This is a genomic window from Nocardioides sp. Iso805N, assembly GCF_000364605.1.
Classification (GTDB): domain Bacteria; phylum Actinomycetota; class Actinomycetes; order Propionibacteriales; family Nocardioidaceae; genus Nocardioides.
This window is the reverse complement of sequence record NZ_KB822576.1, coordinates 114778-134825: the sequence shown is the minus strand read 5'-3', so window position 1 is coordinate 134825 and position 20048 is coordinate 114778. Positions and strand designations below refer to the sequence as shown.

At 70.3% G+C, this 20048-nt stretch carries 21 protein-coding genes; 9 read left to right on the top strand and 12 right to left on the bottom strand.

Annotated features, from left to right (window positions below; all coding sequences use genetic code 11):
- Nucleotides 1-23: 23 nt before the first annotated feature.
- Nucleotides 24-1436, bottom strand: coding sequence for a hypothetical protein (locus H036_RS21810; RefSeq protein ID WP_017933659.1), 1413 nt, complete (start codon nt 1434-1436; stop codon nt 24-26).
- 171 nt (nt 1437-1607) lie between these two features.
- Between H036_RS21810 and H036_RS25250 the strand changes: the two genes are divergently transcribed.
- Nucleotides 1608-1784 (top strand): hypothetical protein, encoded by a 177-nt coding sequence (locus H036_RS25250; RefSeq protein ID WP_017933658.1) that lies wholly within the window; start codon nt 1608-1610, stop codon nt 1782-1784.
- Nucleotides 1785-1826: 42 nt separating this feature from the next.
- Here the strand turns inward: H036_RS25250 and H036_RS0104860 are convergent, their stop codons facing one another.
- From H036_RS0104860 to H036_RS0104820, 9 genes are all read right to left on the bottom strand, one after another.
- Nucleotides 1827-2255: a DUF7144 family membrane protein gene (locus H036_RS0104860; RefSeq protein ID WP_017933657.1), complete on the bottom strand. Its 429-nt coding sequence runs from the start codon at nt 2253-2255 to the stop codon at nt 1827-1829.
- Between the two features lie 45 nt (nt 2256-2300).
- A complete protein-coding gene (locus tag H036_RS0104855; protein WP_017933656.1) occupies nt 2301-2714 on the bottom strand; it encodes a DUF7144 family membrane protein in 414 nt (137 codons plus the stop codon).
- A gap of 90 nt (nt 2715-2804) precedes the next feature.
- The gene (locus H036_RS0104850) at nt 2805-3314 is read right to left on the bottom strand and encodes a DUF1269 domain-containing protein (RefSeq protein WP_017933655.1); all 510 of its coding nucleotides are present in this window, start codon (nt 3312-3314) and stop codon (nt 2805-2807) included.
- Nucleotides 3315-3383: 69 nt separating this feature from the next.
- Entirely contained in the window at nt 3384-5096 is a 1713-nt protein-coding gene (locus H036_RS0104845; protein ID WP_017933654.1) for a SulP family inorganic anion transporter, read from the bottom strand.
- A gap of 111 nt (nt 5097-5207) precedes the next feature.
- Entirely contained in the window at nt 5208-6563 is a 1356-nt protein-coding gene (locus tag H036_RS0104840) for a dipeptidase (RefSeq protein ID WP_017933653.1), read from the bottom strand.
- Nucleotides 6560-7006, bottom strand: coding sequence for a hypothetical protein (locus tag H036_RS0104835; RefSeq protein ID WP_017933652.1), 447 nt, complete (start codon nt 7004-7006; stop codon nt 6560-6562). The genes H036_RS0104840 and H036_RS0104835 overlap by 4 nt, the downstream gene beginning before the upstream one ends.
- Nucleotides 7003-8466: an APC family permease gene (locus H036_RS0104830; protein ID WP_051068603.1), complete on the bottom strand. Its 1464-nt coding sequence runs from the start codon at nt 8464-8466 to the stop codon at nt 7003-7005. Before H036_RS0104830 ends, H036_RS0104835 begins: the two co-directional genes overlap by 4 nt.
- Before the next feature lie 102 nt (nt 8467-8568).
- Nucleotides 8569-9684, bottom strand: a complete 1116-nt coding sequence (locus tag H036_RS0104825) for a M24 family metallopeptidase (RefSeq protein ID WP_198289899.1) — start codon at nt 9682-9684, stop codon at nt 8569-8571.
- A gap of 38 nt (nt 9685-9722) precedes the next feature.
- Complete coding sequence (locus tag H036_RS0104820; RefSeq protein WP_017933648.1) at nt 9723-11210, bottom strand: MFS transporter; 1488 nt, start codon at nt 11208-11210, stop codon at nt 9723-9725.
- A gap of 196 nt (nt 11211-11406) precedes the next feature.
- Between H036_RS0104820 and H036_RS0104815 the strand changes: the two genes are divergently transcribed.
- The 8 genes from H036_RS0104815 to H036_RS21800 all read left to right on the top strand — a co-directional run bounded on the left by H036_RS0104815 (nt 11407) and on the right by H036_RS21800 (nt 18294).
- Entirely contained in the window at nt 11407-12636 is a 1230-nt protein-coding gene (locus H036_RS0104815; protein WP_017933647.1) for a threonine/serine ThrE exporter family protein, read from the top strand.
- Between the two features lie 114 nt (nt 12637-12750).
- The gene (locus H036_RS0104810; RefSeq protein WP_017933646.1) at nt 12751-13419 is read left to right on the top strand and encodes a GAP family protein; all 669 of its coding nucleotides are present in this window, start codon (nt 12751-12753) and stop codon (nt 13417-13419) included.
- A gap of 37 nt (nt 13420-13456) precedes the next feature.
- Nucleotides 13457-13639, top strand: coding sequence for a hypothetical protein (locus H036_RS0104805; protein ID WP_017933645.1), 183 nt, complete (start codon nt 13457-13459; stop codon nt 13637-13639).
- The gene (locus H036_RS0104800; protein WP_017933644.1) at nt 13632-14738 is read left to right on the top strand and encodes an AI-2E family transporter; all 1107 of its coding nucleotides are present in this window, start codon (nt 13632-13634) and stop codon (nt 14736-14738) included. Before H036_RS0104805 ends, H036_RS0104800 begins: the two co-directional genes overlap by 8 nt.
- Nucleotides 14735-16537, top strand: coding sequence for a SulP family inorganic anion transporter (locus tag H036_RS0104795; RefSeq protein WP_017933643.1), 1803 nt, complete (start codon nt 14735-14737; stop codon nt 16535-16537). Before H036_RS0104800 ends, H036_RS0104795 begins: the two co-directional genes overlap by 4 nt.
- A 94-nt stretch (nt 16538-16631) precedes the next feature.
- Complete coding sequence (locus H036_RS21805; protein WP_017933642.1) at nt 16632-17225, top strand: TM7S3/TM198-like domain-containing protein; 594 nt, start codon at nt 16632-16634, stop codon at nt 17223-17225.
- Nucleotides 17225-17770: a DUF1269 domain-containing protein gene (locus H036_RS0104785; protein ID WP_081615443.1), complete on the top strand. Its 546-nt coding sequence runs from the start codon at nt 17225-17227 to the stop codon at nt 17768-17770. Before H036_RS21805 ends, H036_RS0104785 begins: the two co-directional genes overlap by 1 nt.
- Complete coding sequence (locus tag H036_RS21800) at nt 17767-18294, top strand: potassium channel family protein (RefSeq protein ID WP_017933640.1); 528 nt, start codon at nt 17767-17769, stop codon at nt 18292-18294. Before H036_RS0104785 ends, H036_RS21800 begins: the two co-directional genes overlap by 4 nt.
- Before the next feature lie 36 nt (nt 18295-18330).
- On the opposite strand, the gene H036_RS0104775 is transcribed toward H036_RS21800, so the two are convergent.
- Nucleotides 18331-19275 (bottom strand): hypothetical protein, encoded by a 945-nt coding sequence (locus H036_RS0104775; RefSeq protein WP_017933639.1) that lies wholly within the window; start codon nt 19273-19275, stop codon nt 18331-18333.
- A gap of 10 nt (nt 19276-19285) precedes the next feature.
- Nucleotides 19286-19948 (bottom strand): HdeD family acid-resistance protein, encoded by a 663-nt coding sequence (locus H036_RS21795; protein WP_017933638.1) that lies wholly within the window; start codon nt 19946-19948, stop codon nt 19286-19288.
- Between the last annotated feature and the right edge of the window lie 100 nt (nt 19949-20048).

Genomic DNA, 20048 nt, shown 5'->3' with positions numbered 1-20048 from the left:
GCGCACGGCGTGCCGACGTCACCTCACACGGGCGGGTTGGCCGCGTCGTGCCCGTCCGGGGTGGTGATCGGCGCGGGCTCGCGCGGTGCCATCCGGGCGATGACCTCGAGGACCAGCAGGATCAGTGCGGCTACCACGATCAGCCACAGCGTCCAGGAGCCGGTGGGGTGGTCGGCAAGGGCGTAGATGACGATCACCGCTGCGGCGACGGCGATCCGCACCGCCCGCCGGTTGCGGTGCAGGAAGGTGCCGATCGCCCCGGTGTCGAAGCCGAGCCGGTCAGAGCCTGTTCGTGCCGTGTCCAGCATCCGGCCGCTGCCGCGGCGTACGGCGCTCGCGGAGGGGGAGGGCCCGATCAGCCAGGCGATCAGGGCGACCGCGAGCGAGAGCACCAGCAACGCCCTGAGGTTGAACCGGATGAAGCGGACGAGCGTGTCGTAGAAGAGCTGGGCGGTGGACTGCGAGACCTGCTGGCCGGAGAGGGCGTCGAGGTAGAAGCTGCGCGCGCCGTTGAGGGCGATGCCCAGGAGCAGCATCGAGGCCGCGATGACGATCGCCGCCGCGAGGACCGTACGACGCCGGTTGCGCGCCACCGCGATCGCTGCGACCAGCAGCAGCACGCCGATCACCGGCAGGGTGTGGGCCAGCGCCGACAGCGCCCGGAAGCCCTTCTGTGCCTTCTCCAGGTCGGCGGACTGCATCACGACGAACTCGGCATTCACGGTGGGGATGTTCGCGGCCAGGCCGAATCCCGCCGACACCAGCTGCGCCTTGACGGTGTCGATGAAGGCGGCCAGATTGACCCGGACGGCCCCGTCCTGGACCTGGGCGACACGCCCCTTCCCGGTCAGCAGCGCGACCATCTGGCTGTGTGCCTGGCGGTTGGCCTCGTCCCAGGCGGTTGCGAAGGTGTCCGAGGAGACGATCTTGTGGACCTGCTTGCTGATCCAGCCGTCCAGGGCATCGGCGAGCGGCCCGCTCAGCGCCCGGAGGCCCAGGGCGGCCGCCGGCGGTGCGCCGCGTTGCTGCAGTGCCGCGACCGCGCTGGCGGTGAGGCCGCTGACATCGACGCGGGAGGTGATCTCGTTGGTGATCCGGGCGGTGATCGCCTTCTGCAGCTGCGGGTCCCGGGCGAGCGGGGCGACCGTGGAGACATACCTGTCGGTGTCCGAGACCTCGTCATGGGCCCACGTCGCCACGATGGAGAGAGGTGCGATCAGCGCGAGCAGCACCAGGCAGACCGTCACGACCGGGAGTCGCCACCAGCCGGTCCGCGACGTACGCCGCCCGCTCCCGTCTTCCGCCCCGCCCGGAGGGTCGCCCAGCTTCGACTCGAGGCCCGAGACCTCGGCCCGGAGCCGACGCAGCCGCTCGGCGTCGCGCTCGGCCTCCGGGTCGCGCTGGGCTTCGGGCTCTGGGTCGTTCGTGCCGCTCATCGCGCTTTCCTCTCTTGCGGACGCTCTCGCGGGCGCTGGAACGATGCCTGGAAACGATGTTGGGAGCGGGCCTGCTACCGGCTCGCCCGTTTCGGGTGTGGCCGTTCCGGGCCGGCCGGTGCACCGTCGTGCTTGGAGGAACCCGCAGCACCTACTCGGGAGGGAGAGGCCATGGCCCACATGATGAGGTTCCATGCGAGCGTTCGACCGCGTCGCCTCGAACGGCGCGGCATCGGCACGGTCGCAGCCGGTATCGCGGCCATGCTGGCGCTGGCGGGCATGGTGGGCGGTCTGCTCGCCGTCGCCGCCTGGGCGACCTCGCGCCTCCTGCTCGGCGTGTTCTCCTGAACCGCCGCGATGCCGGCCCCGACACCGGGGCCGGCATCGGTGTCAGTAGGCACGCCGGGCGGAGCTCAGCTGGACGCACAGCGCCCAGATGACCAGGACGTTGAAGCCCACCAGCACCAGCGACCAGAACGGGTAGTAGGGCAGGAACATGAAGTTGGCCACGGCGCCGATGACGCCGATGACGATGCCGCCGATGCGACCCCACGTCTGATTGGCGATGATGCCGACGGCCACCGCGATGGCCAAGGCCCCGACGACGATGTGGATCCAGCCCCAGGTGGTGACGTCGAACTGGTAGACGTAGTTGATGCCTGACACGTAGATCTTGTCCTTGGCGACGGCGCTGATGCCCTGCAGGATCTGGCAGGCGCCGACGATGGCGAGCATGGAAGCGGCGAAGATGGTCGTGGACGTCGACACCAGCCCGCGCGCGCTGTCGTCGTAGTCATGACCTGAGTGAGTGGTGCTCATCGGTGACCTCCTGGGTCGGATCGAACGAAGTGGGCTCGGATTGGGTCAGACCCGACGTGGGATCATCGCGGCGAGCGCCCAGATGACAACGACGTTGAAGACGATCAGGGCGATCGCCCAGCCCGGTGAGTAGGGAAGGAAGAGGAACGACGCCAGGGTCGAGATGATGGCGGCGATCATGCCGAGGACATAGGCGAGATTCTGTTCCAGGACGATGCCGACGCCGATCAGCGCGGCGAGTGCCCCGATCACCAGGCAGATCCAGCCCCACGTGGTGAGGTCGAACTGGAACACATAGCTGCGGGTGACCACGAAGACGTCGTCGCCCAGGACCGCGGCCAGACCCACCAGGAACTGAAGGACTCCGACCAGGATGAGCATGATCCCGGCGAACAGCGCGAGCCCCTGGGCCCACAGCGAGTCGGACCGCTCGTAATGCGTTGGGAATTGTGAGGTCATGGCTGACGCTCCTCAGGTGTTGTCGACGATGCTGCGGCGATCCCGCCCGCTGACCTCGCAGAGGCGGGGCGGCCGGGGTCATGCTCAGAGCTACTCGTTGTCGTCTGCCTCGAAAACCTCGCGCAGCGCCTTCTCCTGCTCCTCGGAGAGGTTGGTGAAGACCAGCTCGGAGGGCTGGTGTCCGGCGAAGGCGTCACGCACCTTGTCCAGGACCGCGTCCGAGGTCATCACGAACAGGGCCGACGTACCGGGGGTGACCTCGTCGCGGACCTTGTTGATGAAGCGGTCGTCGATGCCGACATCGGTCAGGGACCCGGCCAATGCTCCCGTCGCCGCCCCAACGGCCGCGCCGAGAAGGGGGACGAAGAAGATGAGTCCGAACAGCATCCCCCAGAAGGCTCCGCCCAGCGCCCCGCCGCCGGTGGTGCTGCCGCTGAGCTGGCGGGTCTTGGGCTTCTTCTTGCCCACCTCCCAGGAGACTGCCGCGGCGTCATGCACATTGATCACCTGCTCGCGGGCGAGGTCCGCCAGGGTCCGGGCCGCCTCTTCCGCTCCTTCAGGCGTGTCGAACTTCCATACGGTCAGGGCTCCGTTGGCCATCGTGTGCTCCTTCGCTGTGAGTGCGGGGTTCTGCTCCCATCAGCGTGGGCGTGCCGGTGGGCCGGCTGCTCACCCGTTCCCGGTGAACGAGGCGCGGATCGCGGCCTCCACGGTGCGATAGATCTCCGGCTCATCGGAGTCGGCGGCACGCTCGAGCACGTCGCGGACCTGGCCGACGTCCTCGGCCATCACGAACTCCGTGCCCCGACGGCGCAGATCCGCCCGGAGCTGGATCAGCATCCCGGTGGCCGTGACGTCGATCGATGGCGTGGTGCGGCCGTCGAGCACCACCAGTCGCAGGTCGGATGCCGCGTCGACGATGGCGCAGACCTGTTCGCGGACGTAGTCCGCATTGGCGAAGACGAGGGGTGCCTCCACCCGCAGCACCAGTACGCCGGGAACCTCGGCGTACTCGGGGTTGCGGGTGATGTCGACCCACGGTCCGGCCGGATGACCGGCCTGAGCGAGGTCGGCACCCCCGACCGGCGCCAGCGGGGCGAGGTGCGGGCGCGACGTGCGGGCGATGAGCAGGAGCAGCGAGACGCCGATCCCGATCACCAGCCCGGGCAGCGTGTCGAAGAGCAAGACGCCCAGCAGCGCCGCCACAGCGCCGACGAAGTCGGCTCGGGCGCTGATCTGGTAGACCTTGGCGATCTGCCCGGCCCGGACCCGCCACAGCCGTCGCAGCGAGGCGATGTCCACCAGCTCGATCACCGCGGCGATCACGATCGCCGCCAGCGTCGCCTCGGGCAGGTTCTCGAACAGGCCGGTCAGGAAGAGCAGCGTCAGCACGGTCAGGGCGGCGGCGGTCACGCCGGAGATCTGTGAGCGTGCGCCGGCGGAGCCGTTGACGGCCGTCTTGGACAGGGACCCGTTGACCGCCATGCCCGAGGCCAGGCCAGCGCCGAGGTTGGCGGCCCCGAGCCCGAGCAGCTCCCGGTTGGCGTCGATCTCGTAGCCGCTGTGGGCGGCGTACGTCTTGGCGGCGCCGAGCCCCTCGGCGAACCCCACCAGCATCACGCCGACCGCTCCACCGAGCAGATCGCGGAACTGGTCGACGGAGACGTCGGGGAAGCCGAGGTGGGGCAGGCCTGCGTCGATGTGCCCGACGATGTCGAGGCCGTGGTCGTCCAGGTTGAGCGCGGCGGTCAGGCCGATGGCGACCAGTGCCACCACCAGCGAGCCGGGGAGCAGCGGCACCCACCGCCGCAGCAGGAGGAGTGCGGCCAGGCTGGTCAGCCCCACCGCGACGGTCAGGCCGTCGACGCCGCCGAGGTGGCGCAGCACGTCCCAGGTCTTCTCGAAGAAGTCGCCCGAGCCCTTCTCCAGTCCCAGCAGGGCGGGGACCTGGCCGATCATGATGGTCAGGGCCAGGCCGATGATGAACCCCTTGAGCACCGGCTCGCTGATGAACGCGGCCAGGAAGCCCAGCCGCATCAGTCCGGCCAGCAGTGCCACGATCCCGGTGGTGATCGCCAGCCCGGCGGTGAGGACGGCGGCCTGGTCATGACCCGTGCCGATCGCGGTGACGACACCGGCCGAGAGGGCGGCGGTCGCCGACATCGGGGCGACGATGAGGTGCCGGGACGAGCCGATGAGCGCATAGAGGAGCAGCGACGGCACCGCGGCGTACAGGCCGATCACGGGGGTGACGCCCGCGATGGTGGCGTAGGCGAGGGACTCCGGCACCAGCACGGCCCACACCGTCAGGCCGGCGATCAGGTCGGACCTGATCCACGAGCGCGAGTACGACGCGAAGGACGGGGCGAGCAGTCTGGGCACGTGCGGACCCTTTCGACGCGGCGAGCGGACCGTCGCCGGCGACGCAGCCGGCGCGTCTGTGGCAGCCTAGGTGCGGCCTGAGGAGGGGGTTGTCACCCGCATCGGGTGAGGTCAGCCCGGGGCGGAGCCGAAGGATCGCAGGAAGCTTGCCTCGGCGATGGCCAGCCGCGCGATCTCCCCAGGATCGACGCTCTCGTTCGGCGCGTGGATCAGGGCCAGCGGCTCCTCGACGCCCATCAGGATGAGCTCGGCATCGGGGTAGGTCTCGGCGAAGACGTTGCACAGCGGGATCGAGCCGCCTTGCCCCAGCAGCACCATGTCTCGCCCGTACGCCTCGCTCATCGCGGCTCGCATGGCGGCGTACGCCGGTCCGTCGGTGTGCGCGCGGAAAGGACCGCCGCTCGCCTCGACCTCGACGGTGACCCGGACGCCCCACGGTGCGGCGGCGCGCAGATGATCGGTGAGGGCCCGCTCGGCCAGGTCGGGCTCGGTTCCCGGCGGGATGCGGAGGTTCAGCCGGGCGCTCGCGCGCGGGACGATGGCCGCCGCAGACCCGATGACCGGCGGGCAGTCGATGCCGAGGATGGTCAGCGCCGGCCGCGCCCAGAGCATGTCGGACACGGTGCCGGCCCCGAGCAGGGATTCCGCCGGATCCATCCCGGCGTCCCGCCGGAAGGCTTCCGGCGGGTAGGGCGCGCCGCTCCAGGTCTGATCGTGGACGAGGCCGTCAACAGTGGTCTCGCCCTGCGCGTCGCGCAGGCTCGCCAGCATGGCGACCAGAGCGGCCAGTGCGTCTGGTGCCGGGCCGCCGAACATGCCGGAGTGCAGCTCGGTCGGCAGCGCCTCGACGTGCACGACGACGTTGACCATGCCGCGCAGGCTGACGGTGACCGCCGGGACCCCGACCGAGGCGTTCCCGGTGTCGCAGACCAGGATGGTGTCGGCACGGAGCAGGTCGGCGTTCTTCGGCACGAAGTCCTCCAGACCGCCGGTACCCTGCTCCTCGGATCCCTCGACCACCAGCTTGAGGTTGACCGGAAGCTGCTCACCCAAGGCCCGCAATGCCGTCAGGTGCATCAGGATGTTGCCCTTGCAGTCGGCAGCACCACGGCCGTACCAGCGGCCGTCGACCTCGGTCAGCTCGAACGGCGGCGTGCGCCAGGCGTCCTCGTCCAGGGGCGGCTGCACGTCGTAGTGGGCGTAGAGCAGCACCGTCGGCGCGCCGTCGCCGGGTCCACGACGGGAGCCGACGACGGCGCTGCTGCCGTCGCTCGTCTCGTGCAGGCCGATGTCGGCGAACCCTTCCTCGCGGAAGGCGTCGAGGACCCACTGCGCGGCACTGTCGCACTCCTCGGGAGGGAACTGGCGGGCGTCCGCCACGGACTTGATGGCGACGAGCTCGGCGAGCTCGGCGCGTACCCGGGGCATCAGCCCGGTGACGGCCGCCTCGAGGTCCGCGGTGCTCATTGCTTGACCACGTCGCCGGTCTTCAGGTCATCGAGATAGCCCTGTACGTCGTCCAGCTTGTCGGGGCAGTAGATGTTCATGATCAGGATCTGCCCCTTGACCACTCGGTCGTCGGCGACCACGGGGCGCATCCCCGGCCCGGTGGCCCCGTTCATCAGCTGGGCGAAGAGGGTCGCCTTGCGCAGCGCATCGCCCGGGTCTTGGCACACCGACCCGCCGTCGGAGCCGAGCACGCGCACGATCTGATCCTTGTCAGGTGCGGTGGCGCCGGCGTCCTTGAGTGCCTTGATCAGCTGATCGGCCTTGTCGTCGGCCTTGTTCGACGCGTGTCCGGAGCTGAAGGTGAGGAGCCCGATGACGACGAACACGACCAGCAGCCCGGCGGCGGTCCAGTAGACGAAGCGGTTCTGGTGGTGCGAGACGCCGTGCGATGTCGCCATCATGACGCCGCCTCTGGCTCTGCCTCGGCCTGCCGCCACGTCGGCTTGCGGAAGCGGTAGAAGAGGAAGGGGACCAGCAGGCCGAGCCCGAGTGCCCCACCGCCCACGATGATGAAGTAGACGAAGCCGTTGTCGCCGCCGAACTGCGACGGTGGGATGAAACCGACGAGCAGGGCTGCCAACGAGGCCGCGAAGCCGACCCCGCACATGGCCACGAGCATGGGCGCTCGGTATCCGCGCGGATGGTCGGGTTGGTTGCGCCGCAGGCGCAGCGCCGCGACGAACATCAGCAGGTACATGATCAGGTAGACCTGCGTCGTGATCACCGAGAAGATCCAATAGGCACTGGAGACGTCCGGAATCAGTGCGTAGCCCAGCGCGATGACCGTGGTGACGGCTCCCTGCGCGACGAGGATGTTCTGCTGCACGCCGTGCTTGTTGAGGGCCTGCAGGAACGGAGGCAGGTAACCCTCCTGCCGGGAGATGAGCAGCAGACCCCTCGAGGGCCCGGCGAGCCAGGTCAGCATGCCGCCCAACGAGGCCGCCACCAGCATGATGCCGAGGATCGGCGTCAGCCACTGGGTGCCGAACTGGGCGAAGACCGCATCGAAGGCCTGCATCACGCCGGCGGTCAGTGACAGCTCGTCGGCCGGCACGATCCAGCTGATGGCCAGCGCCGGCAGGATGAAGATCAGCAGCACGAGGCCCATCGCCAGGAACATCGCCCGAGGGAACTCCTTGCCCGGCTTGCGCAGCGAGCTCACATGGACGGCGTTCATCTCCATGCCCGAATAGGACAGGAAGTTGTTGACGATCAGGACCAGGCTCGATACGCCGGCCCACGCCGGCAACAGATGGCTCGAATCCATCGGGGCGGCCGACGTGTTGCCCTGGCCGAGGAAGACGACGCCGAGCACGACGAGGATGACGCCGGGAATGAGGGTCCCGATGATCAGACCGCCGCTGGCCAGGCCGGCGACCCCGGAGGTGCCACGCGAGGAGACCCAGACGCCGGCCCAGTAGATGACGACGATCACGCAGGCGGTCCAGACGCCGCTCGACGCCAGGTCGGGATTGATGACGTACGCGAGCGTGCTGGCCACGAAGCCGAGCAGGCTCGGGTAGTAGAAGATCGTCATCGCGAACTGGCACCAGACCGCAAGGAAGCCCATCGGCTTGGAGATGCCTTCGGAGACCCACTTGTAGATGCCGCCGTCCCAGCCCGACGCGAGCTCGGCGGAGACCAGCGAGGTGGGCAGCAGGAACAGGACCGCCGGGAGGAGGTAGAGGAAGACGCAGGCGAGCCCGTAGACGGCCATCGTCGGTGCAGCACGCAGGCTCGCGACCGAGCTCGTCGTCATCATGGCCAGGGCCACCCAGGAGATCCAGTGCGTGGCTGGGGCCGTGGATCTGGCCGTCGACCCCGCAACCGGGCGATCCGCCGGCATGTCCATCGCGCTCATCTGTGCCTCCGATGCTGGACTCCACCTGAGTTCGGTGTTGTGACACTGAGAGTCATGGTCACCGGCGGTGTCGGGAACGAGGTCACCCAGTCCGGGTGAGATTCACTCCACGATCTGCAGGCTGCGCGAGGTGCTGTTGAGCCGGCGGCCGCCGTCGTCGGTGACCGCGACGATGTCCTCGATCCGCACGCCGAACTCACCCGCCAGATAGATGCCGGGCTCGACCGAGAAGCACATGCCGGGAACGAGCTCCTGCTCCTCGCCCTCGACCATGTACGGCGGCTCGTGCGTGGTGACGCCGATGCCGTGGCCGGTGCGATGGATGAACTGCTCGCCGTAGCCCGCCTCGGTGATCACCCGCCTGGCCGCCCGATCGATCTCCTGGCAGGCCCCCCCGGGCCGCACCGCGTCGACGCCGGCCTGCTGGGCCAGCCGGACGATCTCGTGCACCTCGCGGACGCGTGCGCTCGGCTCGCCGACACTGACGGTGCGGCTGGTATCCGAGCCGTATCCGGACATCAGCCCGCCGAAGTCGAGGACGATCGCGTCGCCCTCCTCGATCGTTCGGTCGCCGGCCTCGTGGTGCGGGTTCGCGCCGTTCGGGCCGGACCCGACGACGGTGAAGTCGACCTGCTCGTGCCCGAAGCCGAGCAGGAGATCGGCGAGGTCACCGGCGACGTCGCGCTCCTTCCTACCGGCGAAGCGCACCTTGAGGATCTCGAGGTAGGTCGCGTCGGCTGCCGCGCCGGCTGCTGCGAGCCGGGCGAGCTCGTTCTCGTCCTTGACCGCCCGCATCATCGCGAGAGCCTGGGTGAGCGAGGCGAAGCGCGCGCTCGGCATCAGGTGCTGGAGTGCGAGCAGGTGCAGGGCCCACGCGGAGTCGGAGACGCCGTAGCGGGCGGCCGGTCGCAGCAGCGTGCTCGCGGCGGCATACGGGTCGGCGCCGTCTCGCCAGTCCGTCAGCGCCAGGTCGGCCGTGCCCGGGGCCGCCGCCGCATCGGGCCGCTCGAGCGTCGGTACCAGCAGGGTCGGCTCATGCTCGCGGGTGAGGAACAGCATGGTCAGCCGCTCCGTGATCGCGGTCGGCTGGTAGCCCGTGAGCCAGACCAGGTCCGGCCCAGGCGTGACAAGTACGCCGTCGAGTCCTGCGGCGGTGGCCGAGTCCACCACGCGCCGCATCCGGGCGGTGTAGTCACCGGTGGCGAAGGGAACGGCCACGGGAGGGTGAGTGTCGGCCATGTCGCATCTCCGTCTGGTCAGGTCTGGCTACCGGGGTCCGGCAGGGTGTGCAGGTGGGCGGCGGCACCAGCAGCGACGTCACGCATGGTGCCGCGGTCGGAGCGGTGGCGGACGATGACCAGGATCGCCAGCAGCAACCCGGCTGCGCTGAAGACGGCCATCACCCAGGATGCCGCGCCCAGCCCTGCGGCGACGGCGTCGGCGCTGGAGGCGCCGTCGTGCTCGTGGTTGGCGATCACGGTGCCGTAGACCGTCGCTGCGAGAGCGGTCGCAACGGCCGCTCCGACGTACCTCGCCATGTTGGAGACCCCCGAGGCCTCACCCACCTGGCCGGCATCGACCGCAGCAGTGGCCGCCGACGACGATGGCCCGTTCGAGAGGCCCATGCCGACCGCGATCGCGATGAGCGGCAGGACGAAGGCGGCGTACTTCCACGACCCCTCGGCGAACCCGATGACCGCGAAGCCGGCGGTGGTGACAGCGAAGCCCGCGCCGACCGTCAGGCGGGTCCCGAACCGCTTGGCGAGTCGGGGCACGAACGTCGCCACCACGACCAGCCCCACCGTCGCAGGGAGCGTCGCAAGTCCGGCCTGGAGCGGGGACATGCCGAGCGTCGCCGGATCCTGGAAGTAGAGGCCCAGCAGATACATCAGGCCGTTGATCGTGCCGGCGCCGATCAGGATGGCGATGGTGGCGCCGACGAGCACCCGGTTGCCGAGCAGGTGGAGGTCGAGCAGCGGGACCGCGACGTGCTGCTCGACCTTGACGAAGGTGAAGCAGGCGACGACACAGACCGCGAAGCAGGTCAGCGTGGCAGCGGACAGCCAGCCCCAGTCGCCGCTCTTGCTGACCCCCAGGATGAGCGGCACCAACGTGAGGGCGATGAGCAGGGTGCCCGCGTAGTCGATCGACCTGGTGCGGCCCGGGTCCCGGGATTCGCTGACCGTTGCCACGGTCAGGACGATGCACAGCACGCCGATCCCGGCGTCGATCCAGAAGAGGCCCTGCCAGCCGGTGGCCTCGACCAACACGCCCCCGAGCAGCGGTCCGGCGGCCGCCCCGACGGCGGCCGCCGCGCCCCACAGCGAGACGGCACGCAGCTGTTCCTCGTCGTCGGTGGCGACGGTCAGGAGACTGAGACCGCACGCCAGGATGGTGGCGCCCGCGGCCCCTTGGATCGCGCGCCCGGCGATGACCATCCCACCGGAGTTCGCCAGCGCGATCAGGATGCAGGAGCCCACGAAGAGAACCAGGCCGAGCTGGAAGATCAGCTTCCTGCCGAAGACGTCTCCGAGCGAGCCTGAGGTGATGATCACGGCCGCTCCCACCAGCGAGTAGCCGGTCACCGCCCACTGCAGGGTGTCGACAGAGGTGTGCGTGTCCTTGCTGATGGCCGGGAGCAGGATGCTCACCGCCGAGGTGTTGGCGTTGACGACCAAGGTGGAGATGCAGGTCGTGACCAGTACGCCGGTGGCGTGGCTGGTCTGACGCGGTACGTCGGCCATCGGACACCTCCCGCGGAGCACGCTAGGCCGACGGTGGCACGGCCGCCTTCACCCGTTCTGGGCGAACGACCCCGTCCCTGTCGGCGGGCACGCTGCACGGGTGCCTGGCCCAATGCACGAGCGCCGTCAACGCTTCTGGTCACGGCTGAATGCTGCGACGTCGCGCCGGTTGCCGAAGCCGGTGCCGGCGCCAGCGGTGGAGCAGCCGCCCGAGGAGGTGCTCGACTTCCTGCGCCGGCTCGGCGTCGCGATGTGCCGAGCGGGGGACGCGGCAGACCGGGTGACGGTCATCCTCGAGGACGTCGCCGACGCGTACGCCGCACGCAGGGTCTCGTTCTTCGTCCTGCCCACCGGCGTCTTCGTCCGGATCGCAGCCGACCCATCGACCCGTGTCGACTTCGCCCCCGGGAGCAACGACCCGCTCCGGCTCGATCAGATCGACGCGCTGTACCGGCTGGTCGACGACATCCGACAGGTCAAGCCGCCCGTCCGCGAGGCCGCCGACCGCCTGCAGGCCATCGTCACGTCCCGCCCCCGGTTCGGGCCGGCCGCGACGCTGCTGGGCAACGCGATCCTCACACTCGGCCTTGGCCTGCTGCTCAACCCGGCGACGACCGCGCTGGCGGCGTACGTGGTGCTCGGCGCTCTGGTCGGCGCGCTCGGTCTGCTGGCCGGGCGCTACCGGTGGCTCTACCCGATCCTTCCGGTCGCGTCCTCGTTCGCGGTGACGTGGGTCGCCTTCGAGCTTGCGGCGCCGCTCTTGAACACCGATCCGCTCGACATCGTCATCCCCTCGCTGGTCACGCTGCTCCCGGGGGCGGCGCTGACGATCGCCACGGTGGAGCTCTCCGCCGGCTCGATGATCTCCGGCTCATCGCGCCTGGTGTACGGGCTCCAGCGGCTGCTGCTCCTCACCTTCGGGATCGCGATGGGTGTCGACCTCGCGGCAACGCCGCCGCAGGCAGACACAGCCCTCCGACTGGGGGCGTGGGCGCCGTGGCTCGGGGTGCTGGTGTTCGGTCTGGGCCAGTACTTCGCCTCGTCGGCGCCCCGCGGGACCCTGCGGTGGCTGCTGCTGGTGCTCTACCTCGCCTACGCGGTCCAAGCGGGAAGTGGGCTGGTGCTGGGTCCGCTCGGCGCCAGCTTCATGGCCAGCGCCGTCGTCGTCCCGGTCGCGTACGCCGTCCAGCAGTTGCCCAGCGGACCGCCGGTGCCGGTCACCTTCCTTCCGGCGTTCTGGATGCTGGTGCCCGGCGCGCTCGGCCTGCAGGGTGTCACCCAGCTCGTCGGAGCCGATGCCCTGGCCGGCCTGGGGGAGTTCCTCAACGCGCTGCTGTCGATCGTGGCGATCGCTGCCGGTGTGCTGGTGGGCGCCGGCTTCTCAGAACGGGTCGGTCGCGCGACGTCGACGTGGCGCGGCCTGTGAGGGCCAGGCGGTGAAGTCGTGCGGCCTCGCCTGATTCCGGTGACCACAGCGCAGAAACACGCCCGTAGGTTCGCACGAAGTCGTTGGCGATCTACGACGCAGGGAGGCCGGGACATGGGCAAAGTGATCGGCGATCTGCTCCCCACCGCGCTCGGGGTGGCCATCTCGCCGGTGCCGATCATCGCCGTGATCCTCATGCTCTTCGCGCCCCACGCCCGGTCGGCGTCACTGGCGTTCCTGGTGGGGTGGGTGGTCGGCGTGGCCGTCGTACTGGCGGTCGTGACCGCGCTGCTGGGACCGACGAACGGCAGCCCGGACGACCCCTCGACCGTCGCCTCGGTGCTCAAGATCGTGCTCGGTGCGCTCGCCGTACTGCTCGGGGCGCGGCAATGGCAGGGACGCCCCCATGCGGGTGAGACCGCTGAGCTGCCGTCCTGGATGAAGGCCGTCGACACCATGACAGCGGTCCGGGCCGGCGGCCTGGGGCTGCTGCTCTCGGCGGCCAACCCGAAGAACCTGGCTCTGTGCATCGCCGGTGGCGCCACCATCGGCGGGGCCGGCCTCGCCGTCGGTCAGGAGGTGATCGCGGGGGCGGTCTTCGTGGTGGTGGCCTCGATCTCCATCGGGGTGCCGGTGATCGGATACCTCGTTGCGGCGGATCGGATGCGTGCACCGCTGAACGAGCTGCGCGAATGGCTGACCGTGCACAACGCGGCGGTGTTGTCCGTGCTGTTGCTGGTGATCGGCGTGGCCTTGATCGGCAAGGGCGTCGGCGGATTGTGAGTGAGGTGGGACGGCGATGATACGGGCCCTGATTCGGGTGGACGGTGAGATTCCGGAGGACGCGACGAGCGCCTTCCCGCACCTGATAGCGCGCCAGCAGCGCGCCTCGACGACGCTGGTCGGCGACGTGATCGACCAGCAGGAGCTGCAGGGTGTGCTCAACCTGCTCAGCTCGTTGGGCATCGACGTGGTCGAGGTGGTGACCATCCCCGATGACTGAGCAGCGCGCGCTGCCAGGGCTGCCGCGGATCCTGGTGGTGCTGCTGGGGCTCGCGGCAGCGGTCGTGGTGATCGCCGGCGCTCGGGGAGCGGCGTCGCTGATCGGGCCCATCTTTCTCGCGCTCGTGGTGACGATCGCCGCCCATCCGCTGCGGACCATGCTCGACCGCCACGTCCCTCGCTGGGTCTCGACGACGGTGTGCCTGCTGGTGGTGAACCTCCTCCTGATCGGGCTGGCCTGCACCCTGGTGATCGCCGTCGCCCGGTTCGCCTCGCTCCTGCCCGAGTACGAGGCGAAGTTCAACGAGCAGCTCAACCAGCTCACTGCGCATCTCCACACGCTGTCGATCTCGACCGACCAGATCGACAACCTCCGCGACCACCTCGACCTCGGCAAGCTGACCGGCGCTGTCACCGCGGCGTTGTCCGGGATCTTCGGTGCGCTCTCCAGCGTGCTCTTCATCGTCGCGCTCGTGTTCTTCATGACGATCGACGGGAGCGCGTTCCCGAGCAGGCTCGCGGAGGCCGCCAAGGCGAAGCCGACGCTGGTGGAGGCGGTGGAGGACTTCTGTCACGGCACCCGCCGCTACCTGCTGGTCTCCACCGTCTTCGGCCTCATCGTCGCGGTCTGCGACACCGTCGCCCTGGCGATCATGGGCGTCCCGGCGCCGCTGCTGTGGGGTCTGCTGGCGTTCCTGACCAACTACATCCCCAACATCGGCTTCATCATCGGCCTGGTGCCGCCCGCCGTCCTGGCCGGCCTCGACTCCGGTCTCGGGCTGATGCTGGCGGTGGTGGCCGTCTACTGCCTGCTCAACCTGGTCATCCAATCGGCCATCCAGCCCAAGGTCGTCGGTGACGCGGTCGGCCTCTCGACCACCCTCACCTTCGTCTCGCTGGTGTTCTGGTCATGGGTGATCGGTCCGCTCGGAGCGATCCTTGCCATTCCCCTCTCGCTGCTCGTCAAGGCGCTGCTGATCGACGCCGATCCGGGGAGCCGCTGGCTGCGGCCGCTGGTCTCCAACCGCGAGGCCACCACCGAGCCTGACCCTCCACCGCACGGCCCGCCCTCGTCTGAGCCGTCGCCCGCCGCGCCGTGAGCTCCGAGGACGACCGCGGACCGGGGCGGCGCTCACCCCTCAAGAGCCTGTACGGCGCCTCGTTGCAGCAGGCGCAGTCGCGCGCTGGACGTTGGCTCGGCCACCAGGCGCGCGAGATCATCCCGCGTCGTCACCAGTGGCGCCGCGACCTGATCGCCGGGCTGCCGGGAGCGATCTCGAGCGTGCCGGACGGGATGGCCTCCAGCGTGCTGGCGGGGGTGGGGCCCGCGCACGGCCTCTACGCCTCCTTCGCTGGTCCGATCGTCGGCGGCCTGACCTCCTCGACCCGGCTGATGGTGGTCACGACCACTAGCGCGGCAGCGCTCGCGGCCGGGTCCGCACTCTCGGGCTACGACCGTGGCGAGCGGTCGAGCGCCATGTTGCTGCTGACCGTGCTGGCGGGGCTGCTGATGCTGGCAGCGGCCCTGCTCGGCCTGGGACGCTACATCCGGTTCGTGTCGTACTCGGTGATGCTCGGGTTCCTCACCGGCGTCTCGGTCAACATGGTCCTGGGCCAGCTGCCGGACCTGGCCGGGGTCGACGCGCACGGAGACTTCGCTGCCGCCAAGACGTGGAACCTGCTGGGTCGTCTGGACGAGGTGGACTGGCCCACCCTCGCCACGGGCGTCGCCGCGCTCGCGATCCTGGTGCTGCTGGCGCAGACCCGGATCGCGGTGGCCTCCTCGCTGGTGGCCCTCGCCGTACCGACCGTCGTGGTGCTGGCGACCGGCGCGTCGAGCGTCGCCAAGGTGCAGGACGCAGGCCGGATCCCGCACGGACTGCCTGCTCCGCAGCTGCCCGACCTCAGCCTGTTGAGTCCCGGCCTGGTCGCGGGCGCCTTCGCGATCGCCGCCCTGGTGCTGGTTCAGGGCGCCGGGGTCGCCGAGGCCGTGCCCAACGCCGACGGCACGCGATCCTCGGTACGCCGCGACTTCGTCGCCCAGGGCCTGGGCAACGTCGCCGCAGGGCTGTTCCGCGGTCAACCCGTCGGCGGCTCCGTCGGCCAGACGGCGCTCAACGTCAGCGCCGGGTCGGTCTCGCGCTGGGGTGGGATCTGGAGTGGCGTGTGGATGGCGATCATCCTGCTGGCCCTGTCCGGCATCGTGGGCCAGGTCGCGATGCCGACCCTGGCGGCGGTGCTGATCTATGCCGGCGCCGGCTCGATCCACCCGCGCGAGATCGTGGCGGTGGCCCGTGCCGGGCGGATCTCGGCGGTGGCGATGTTCGCGACCTTCGTCGCGGTGCTGGTGCTGCCCGTGGCCCAAGCGGTCGGCATCGGCGTGCTCGCCTCGCTGGCGCTGCAGCTGCGGCAGGACTCGCTCGACCTTCGCGTGGTCAGGCTGCAGCGCGACGCCTCCGGTCACGTGGTCGAGACGAGCGTCCCGGAGACGCTCGCGGCGGGCGACGTCGTCGTCCTGGACGCCTACGGCTCGCTTTTCTATGCCGGCGTCAAGACGCTCCAGCGTCGCCTTCCGACGCCGTCCGGTACGGCGTCGCACGCCGTCGTGGTGCTGCGCCTGCGCGGGCGGACCACGCTGGGCGCCACCTTCTTGAAGATGGTCGGCGACTACGCCCGCAGCCTGGAGGCCGCCGGCGCCCGGCTCCACCTCTCGGGTGTCGACCCCGGACTGGTCGAGCGCTGGCGCGCCGACGGCACGTTCCAGCGACTCAGCGGTGTGCGGATCGAGCCGGCGACTCCGGTGCTCGGGGAGTCGACGCACGCCGCGGTCCTGGCGGCACACGGCGCACAGGGCGACGATGCACAAGGCGACCCGCAGGACGACAGCACGGCCGAATAGCTCTCGTGCGAAATGGGTGATGCGGGTGCCCCGTCCTCGGCGTTGACTCGGAACGTCCCGTCCGGGGTCGGGGAGGAGGGGCCTCTTGTCCGCGATGGTCCTGTTGGTGCTGGGGGCGGTGCTGTGCTTCCTGGGAGCGGTCTCGCTGCGCCTCGGAGTGCTGGCCGCGGGTTTCGGCGGCGGGTGGCTGCTGGCCGAGGTCTTCGACGCCTCGGTGCTGACCCGGGCCGTCGTCGGGCTGGTCGCGGCCCTGGCGGCGTTCGTGGTGACGCTGCTGTTCGCCAAGCTGGTCTTCTTCATCGGCGGCCTGTGCGCCGGCGCGGTGCTGGGCGCGAAGGTCTTCGTCATCACCGACTCCGGGGTCGGGCACGGCGACCCCGACGTCTTGCTGGCGTGCATCGTCGTACCTGCGATCGCGGTGCTGTGCGGCTTCCTCGCGGACCGGTGGCAGCGCGGCTTCCTGCGGATGGTGACCGCCGCGGCCGGAGCGGCGCTGCTGCTGTCCGGGATCGGTCGGATCGGGTCCGGGGACACCGACCAGCTGTGGCGACCTGACACGACCGCCGGGGGAGTGCTCTTCGCGGTCTTGTGGCTGGGTCTCACCGTGCTGGGCTATCGCGTGCAACGCGGTCGGACCCGGCAGGCGCGGCATCACGCTGAGGCGGCCGCAGGGGGAAAGGGGCGGTGATGACAGGTTCGACGACATTGACGGTCTGGGTCTACGACTCGGCGCTGGGTGCCGCGGCTGGAGAGGTCCGGCTCAAGGACCTGGAGCAGCGCAACGCGCTCACCGTGCACGACGCGGTCACGGTGACGTGGTTCCCCGGAGCGCACGAGCCCAGGATCGGCCATGTGCGGCACCATGCGCTGATGAGCGCGGGTCGTGGCTCGGTGCTCGGGGTCATCCTCGGTGCGGTGCTGTTCGCGCCGGTGGCGGGTGCGGTCGCAGGGGCCGGTGTCGGCGCGCTGCTGAGCAAGATGCGAGGCGTCGGCATCGAGCGTTCGATGTTGGAGGATCTCCGCAGCCGGCTTGGCCCGGGCCGGTCGGCGCTGGTGGTGCTCTCCAGCGAGGCCGATCCCGAGACGGTCAGGTCGTTCGTCGCCCGCGGCCTGGCTCGCGGTGACGTCCAGCTGCTCCACGCGCGCCTCGCCGACGATGCGCCCGCCGAGCTGCGTGCCCTGGTCGATGACGCCGTCGCGCGCGACGCGCCGGACCCGCCCGATGCGCCGTGACGATCCGGCACCGTGTCCGCCTGGCGGCGCTGCTGGCACTGATCGTGCTGCTCTACTTCGTCGTCCCCGTCGACTCCGATGCCAGGGGAGGTGTCGTCCTGCGGGTCGTGGCGGCGCTGGTCGTCTTCGCGGCTCTGGCCCTGCTGGTGCTCGTTCAGGTGCGGTTGTCGCTCGCCAGCGCCGACCGCCGGATCGACGGCCTGGTCTGCGCCATCGTCGCGGTCTGGGCGGTGTTCTCGCTCGCGTTCTACGTGTTGCAGCTGCATCATCCGCAGCAGCTCGACGGGTTGCACACCCGCGTCGACGCCCTCTACTTCGCCGCCTCCACGATGCTCACCGTCGGGTACGGCGACATCCACGCCACCGGCCAGCTCGCGCGGGTGCTGGTGCTCCTCCAGATGGCCTTCGACGTCGTCTTCGTCACCACGGCTGCCAGCCTGCTCACCTCGAGGCTGCGCCGCGTGGCCTCGGCACGGGAGCGCCAGCAGGCACCTCCCCGTGATGCTGAGCGCCGTGATGACTGAGGGCCGGGACGTCAGAACGTCGCGTGTCGGCCGCACTCAGGCGGTCGGACCGGCGCCGGACCTGCGTCGTACGGCCGAGGAGACCGGCCCCGCCAGCCATGCGATCGCTGCGACCACGACCGAGGACGCGAGCACCACCAGCAGGCTGGTGCGGATGAATCTGGTGATGGCGTCGTAGAACGCCTCAGCGGTGGCCCGGGAGATCTGCCGTGCCGAGACCGCGTCGAGGTAGACGTAGCGGGCGACGGCCAGGGCCAGCCAGAGCAGCAGCATCGAGAGCGCCAGCACGAGCGCGGCAGCCAGCAGCGTACGGCGCCTGCTGCGGCCGACCGCGAGCGCGACGACGAGCAGCGCGAGCCCGGCGAACGGCAGCACGTAGGCCAGGTCGTCGAGTGTCCGGAACACCTTCTGCAGCACTGACAGGTGGCGGGCCGAGAAGACGGTGAACTCGACGTGCACCGTCGGGATGTTCGCGGCGAGCGGGAGCCCGGCGTCGACGAGTCGCGCCCTGACCAGGTCGATGAAGGCGGCCAGGTCGATCGTCACCGCGTCGTCGCGGATCGCGGCCACGGTGCTCGTGCCGGTCAGCAGCCCGATCAGCTGGTGATGCGCCTCGCGGTTGGCCTGGTCCCACGCAGCGCCGAAGGCGCCGGTGGCCACCGACGTGCGGACCTGGCTGCTGATCCAGCTGCTCACCGTGTCGTTGATCGCGACGCCGTTGGACGCGAGCCGCGAGGTGATCTCCTGGGTGAGCCGGGTGGCGACCGCGTCCTGGATCTCCGGGTTGCGGGCCAGGGGCGCGACCATCGCGACGTACCTGTCGCTGTCGGCGATCTCGTAGTGCGTCCACAGCGACACGATCGAGAGCGGAGCCACCAGGCCGAGCAGGATCAGGCAGATCGCCACCAGCGCTGTGCGCCAGGTGCCGCGGCGGCCGGGAGCAGCCGTCGGCGAAGGTCGCGCCGCGGACTCCTGGGTCACGGGCGCGCCCTCAGCCGACGGGGTGGAGGCCGGTGGCCGGGCCCGATGCGTGGGGTGCCTGGCGTGCGAGGGATCGCAGCCGCAGGCCGGCCACGATCGCGACGATGCCGATCGCGATCAGCCAGAAGCAGACCACCACCACGAGCGCGGTCAGGGTCAGCTTGGGGTCAATCAGCAGGAAGCCTCCGGCCACGATGCTGATCACGCCGGTGACCAGGTCCCAGCCGCGGCGGCCGGGCACCGGCGCGACCAGGGCGCCGAGGATGTCGATGATGCCGGCGAGCACCCACCACACGCCGATCAGGAGGCTGATCGCGACCAGCGTCTGGACCGGGTGCCGCAGGCAGAGCAGGCCGATGATCAGCCCGACCGCGCCGGAGAGGCCGATCACGGCGCGAAGGCCACCGTCGAGACCGTGCCCGGCTACGGCGACGGTCAGCCGCATCACGCCGGAGACGATCAGCTGGATCGCGATCAGCACGGCACAGACCACGAGGGTCTCGTCCGGCCAGACCGCGAGCACGATGCCGAGGGCGGCGCTCGCCACACCGTAGGCGACCACCAGCCCCCAATGGTTGGCGATCTCCTCCAGCAGACGCCCGCCTGGGGTCCCGCCGTACGATGGCCGGCCGCCCGGCTGGGGATCGGTGTCCGTCGCGTCGAAGCTGCTCATGCCAGTCCCTCCGTCACGGGCGCCACGCGGGCGCCGGGATCGATGGTGCCCTCGCAGCGTACGACCACGGCGTGCCGATCAGGGCCGAGATTGAGCTGTG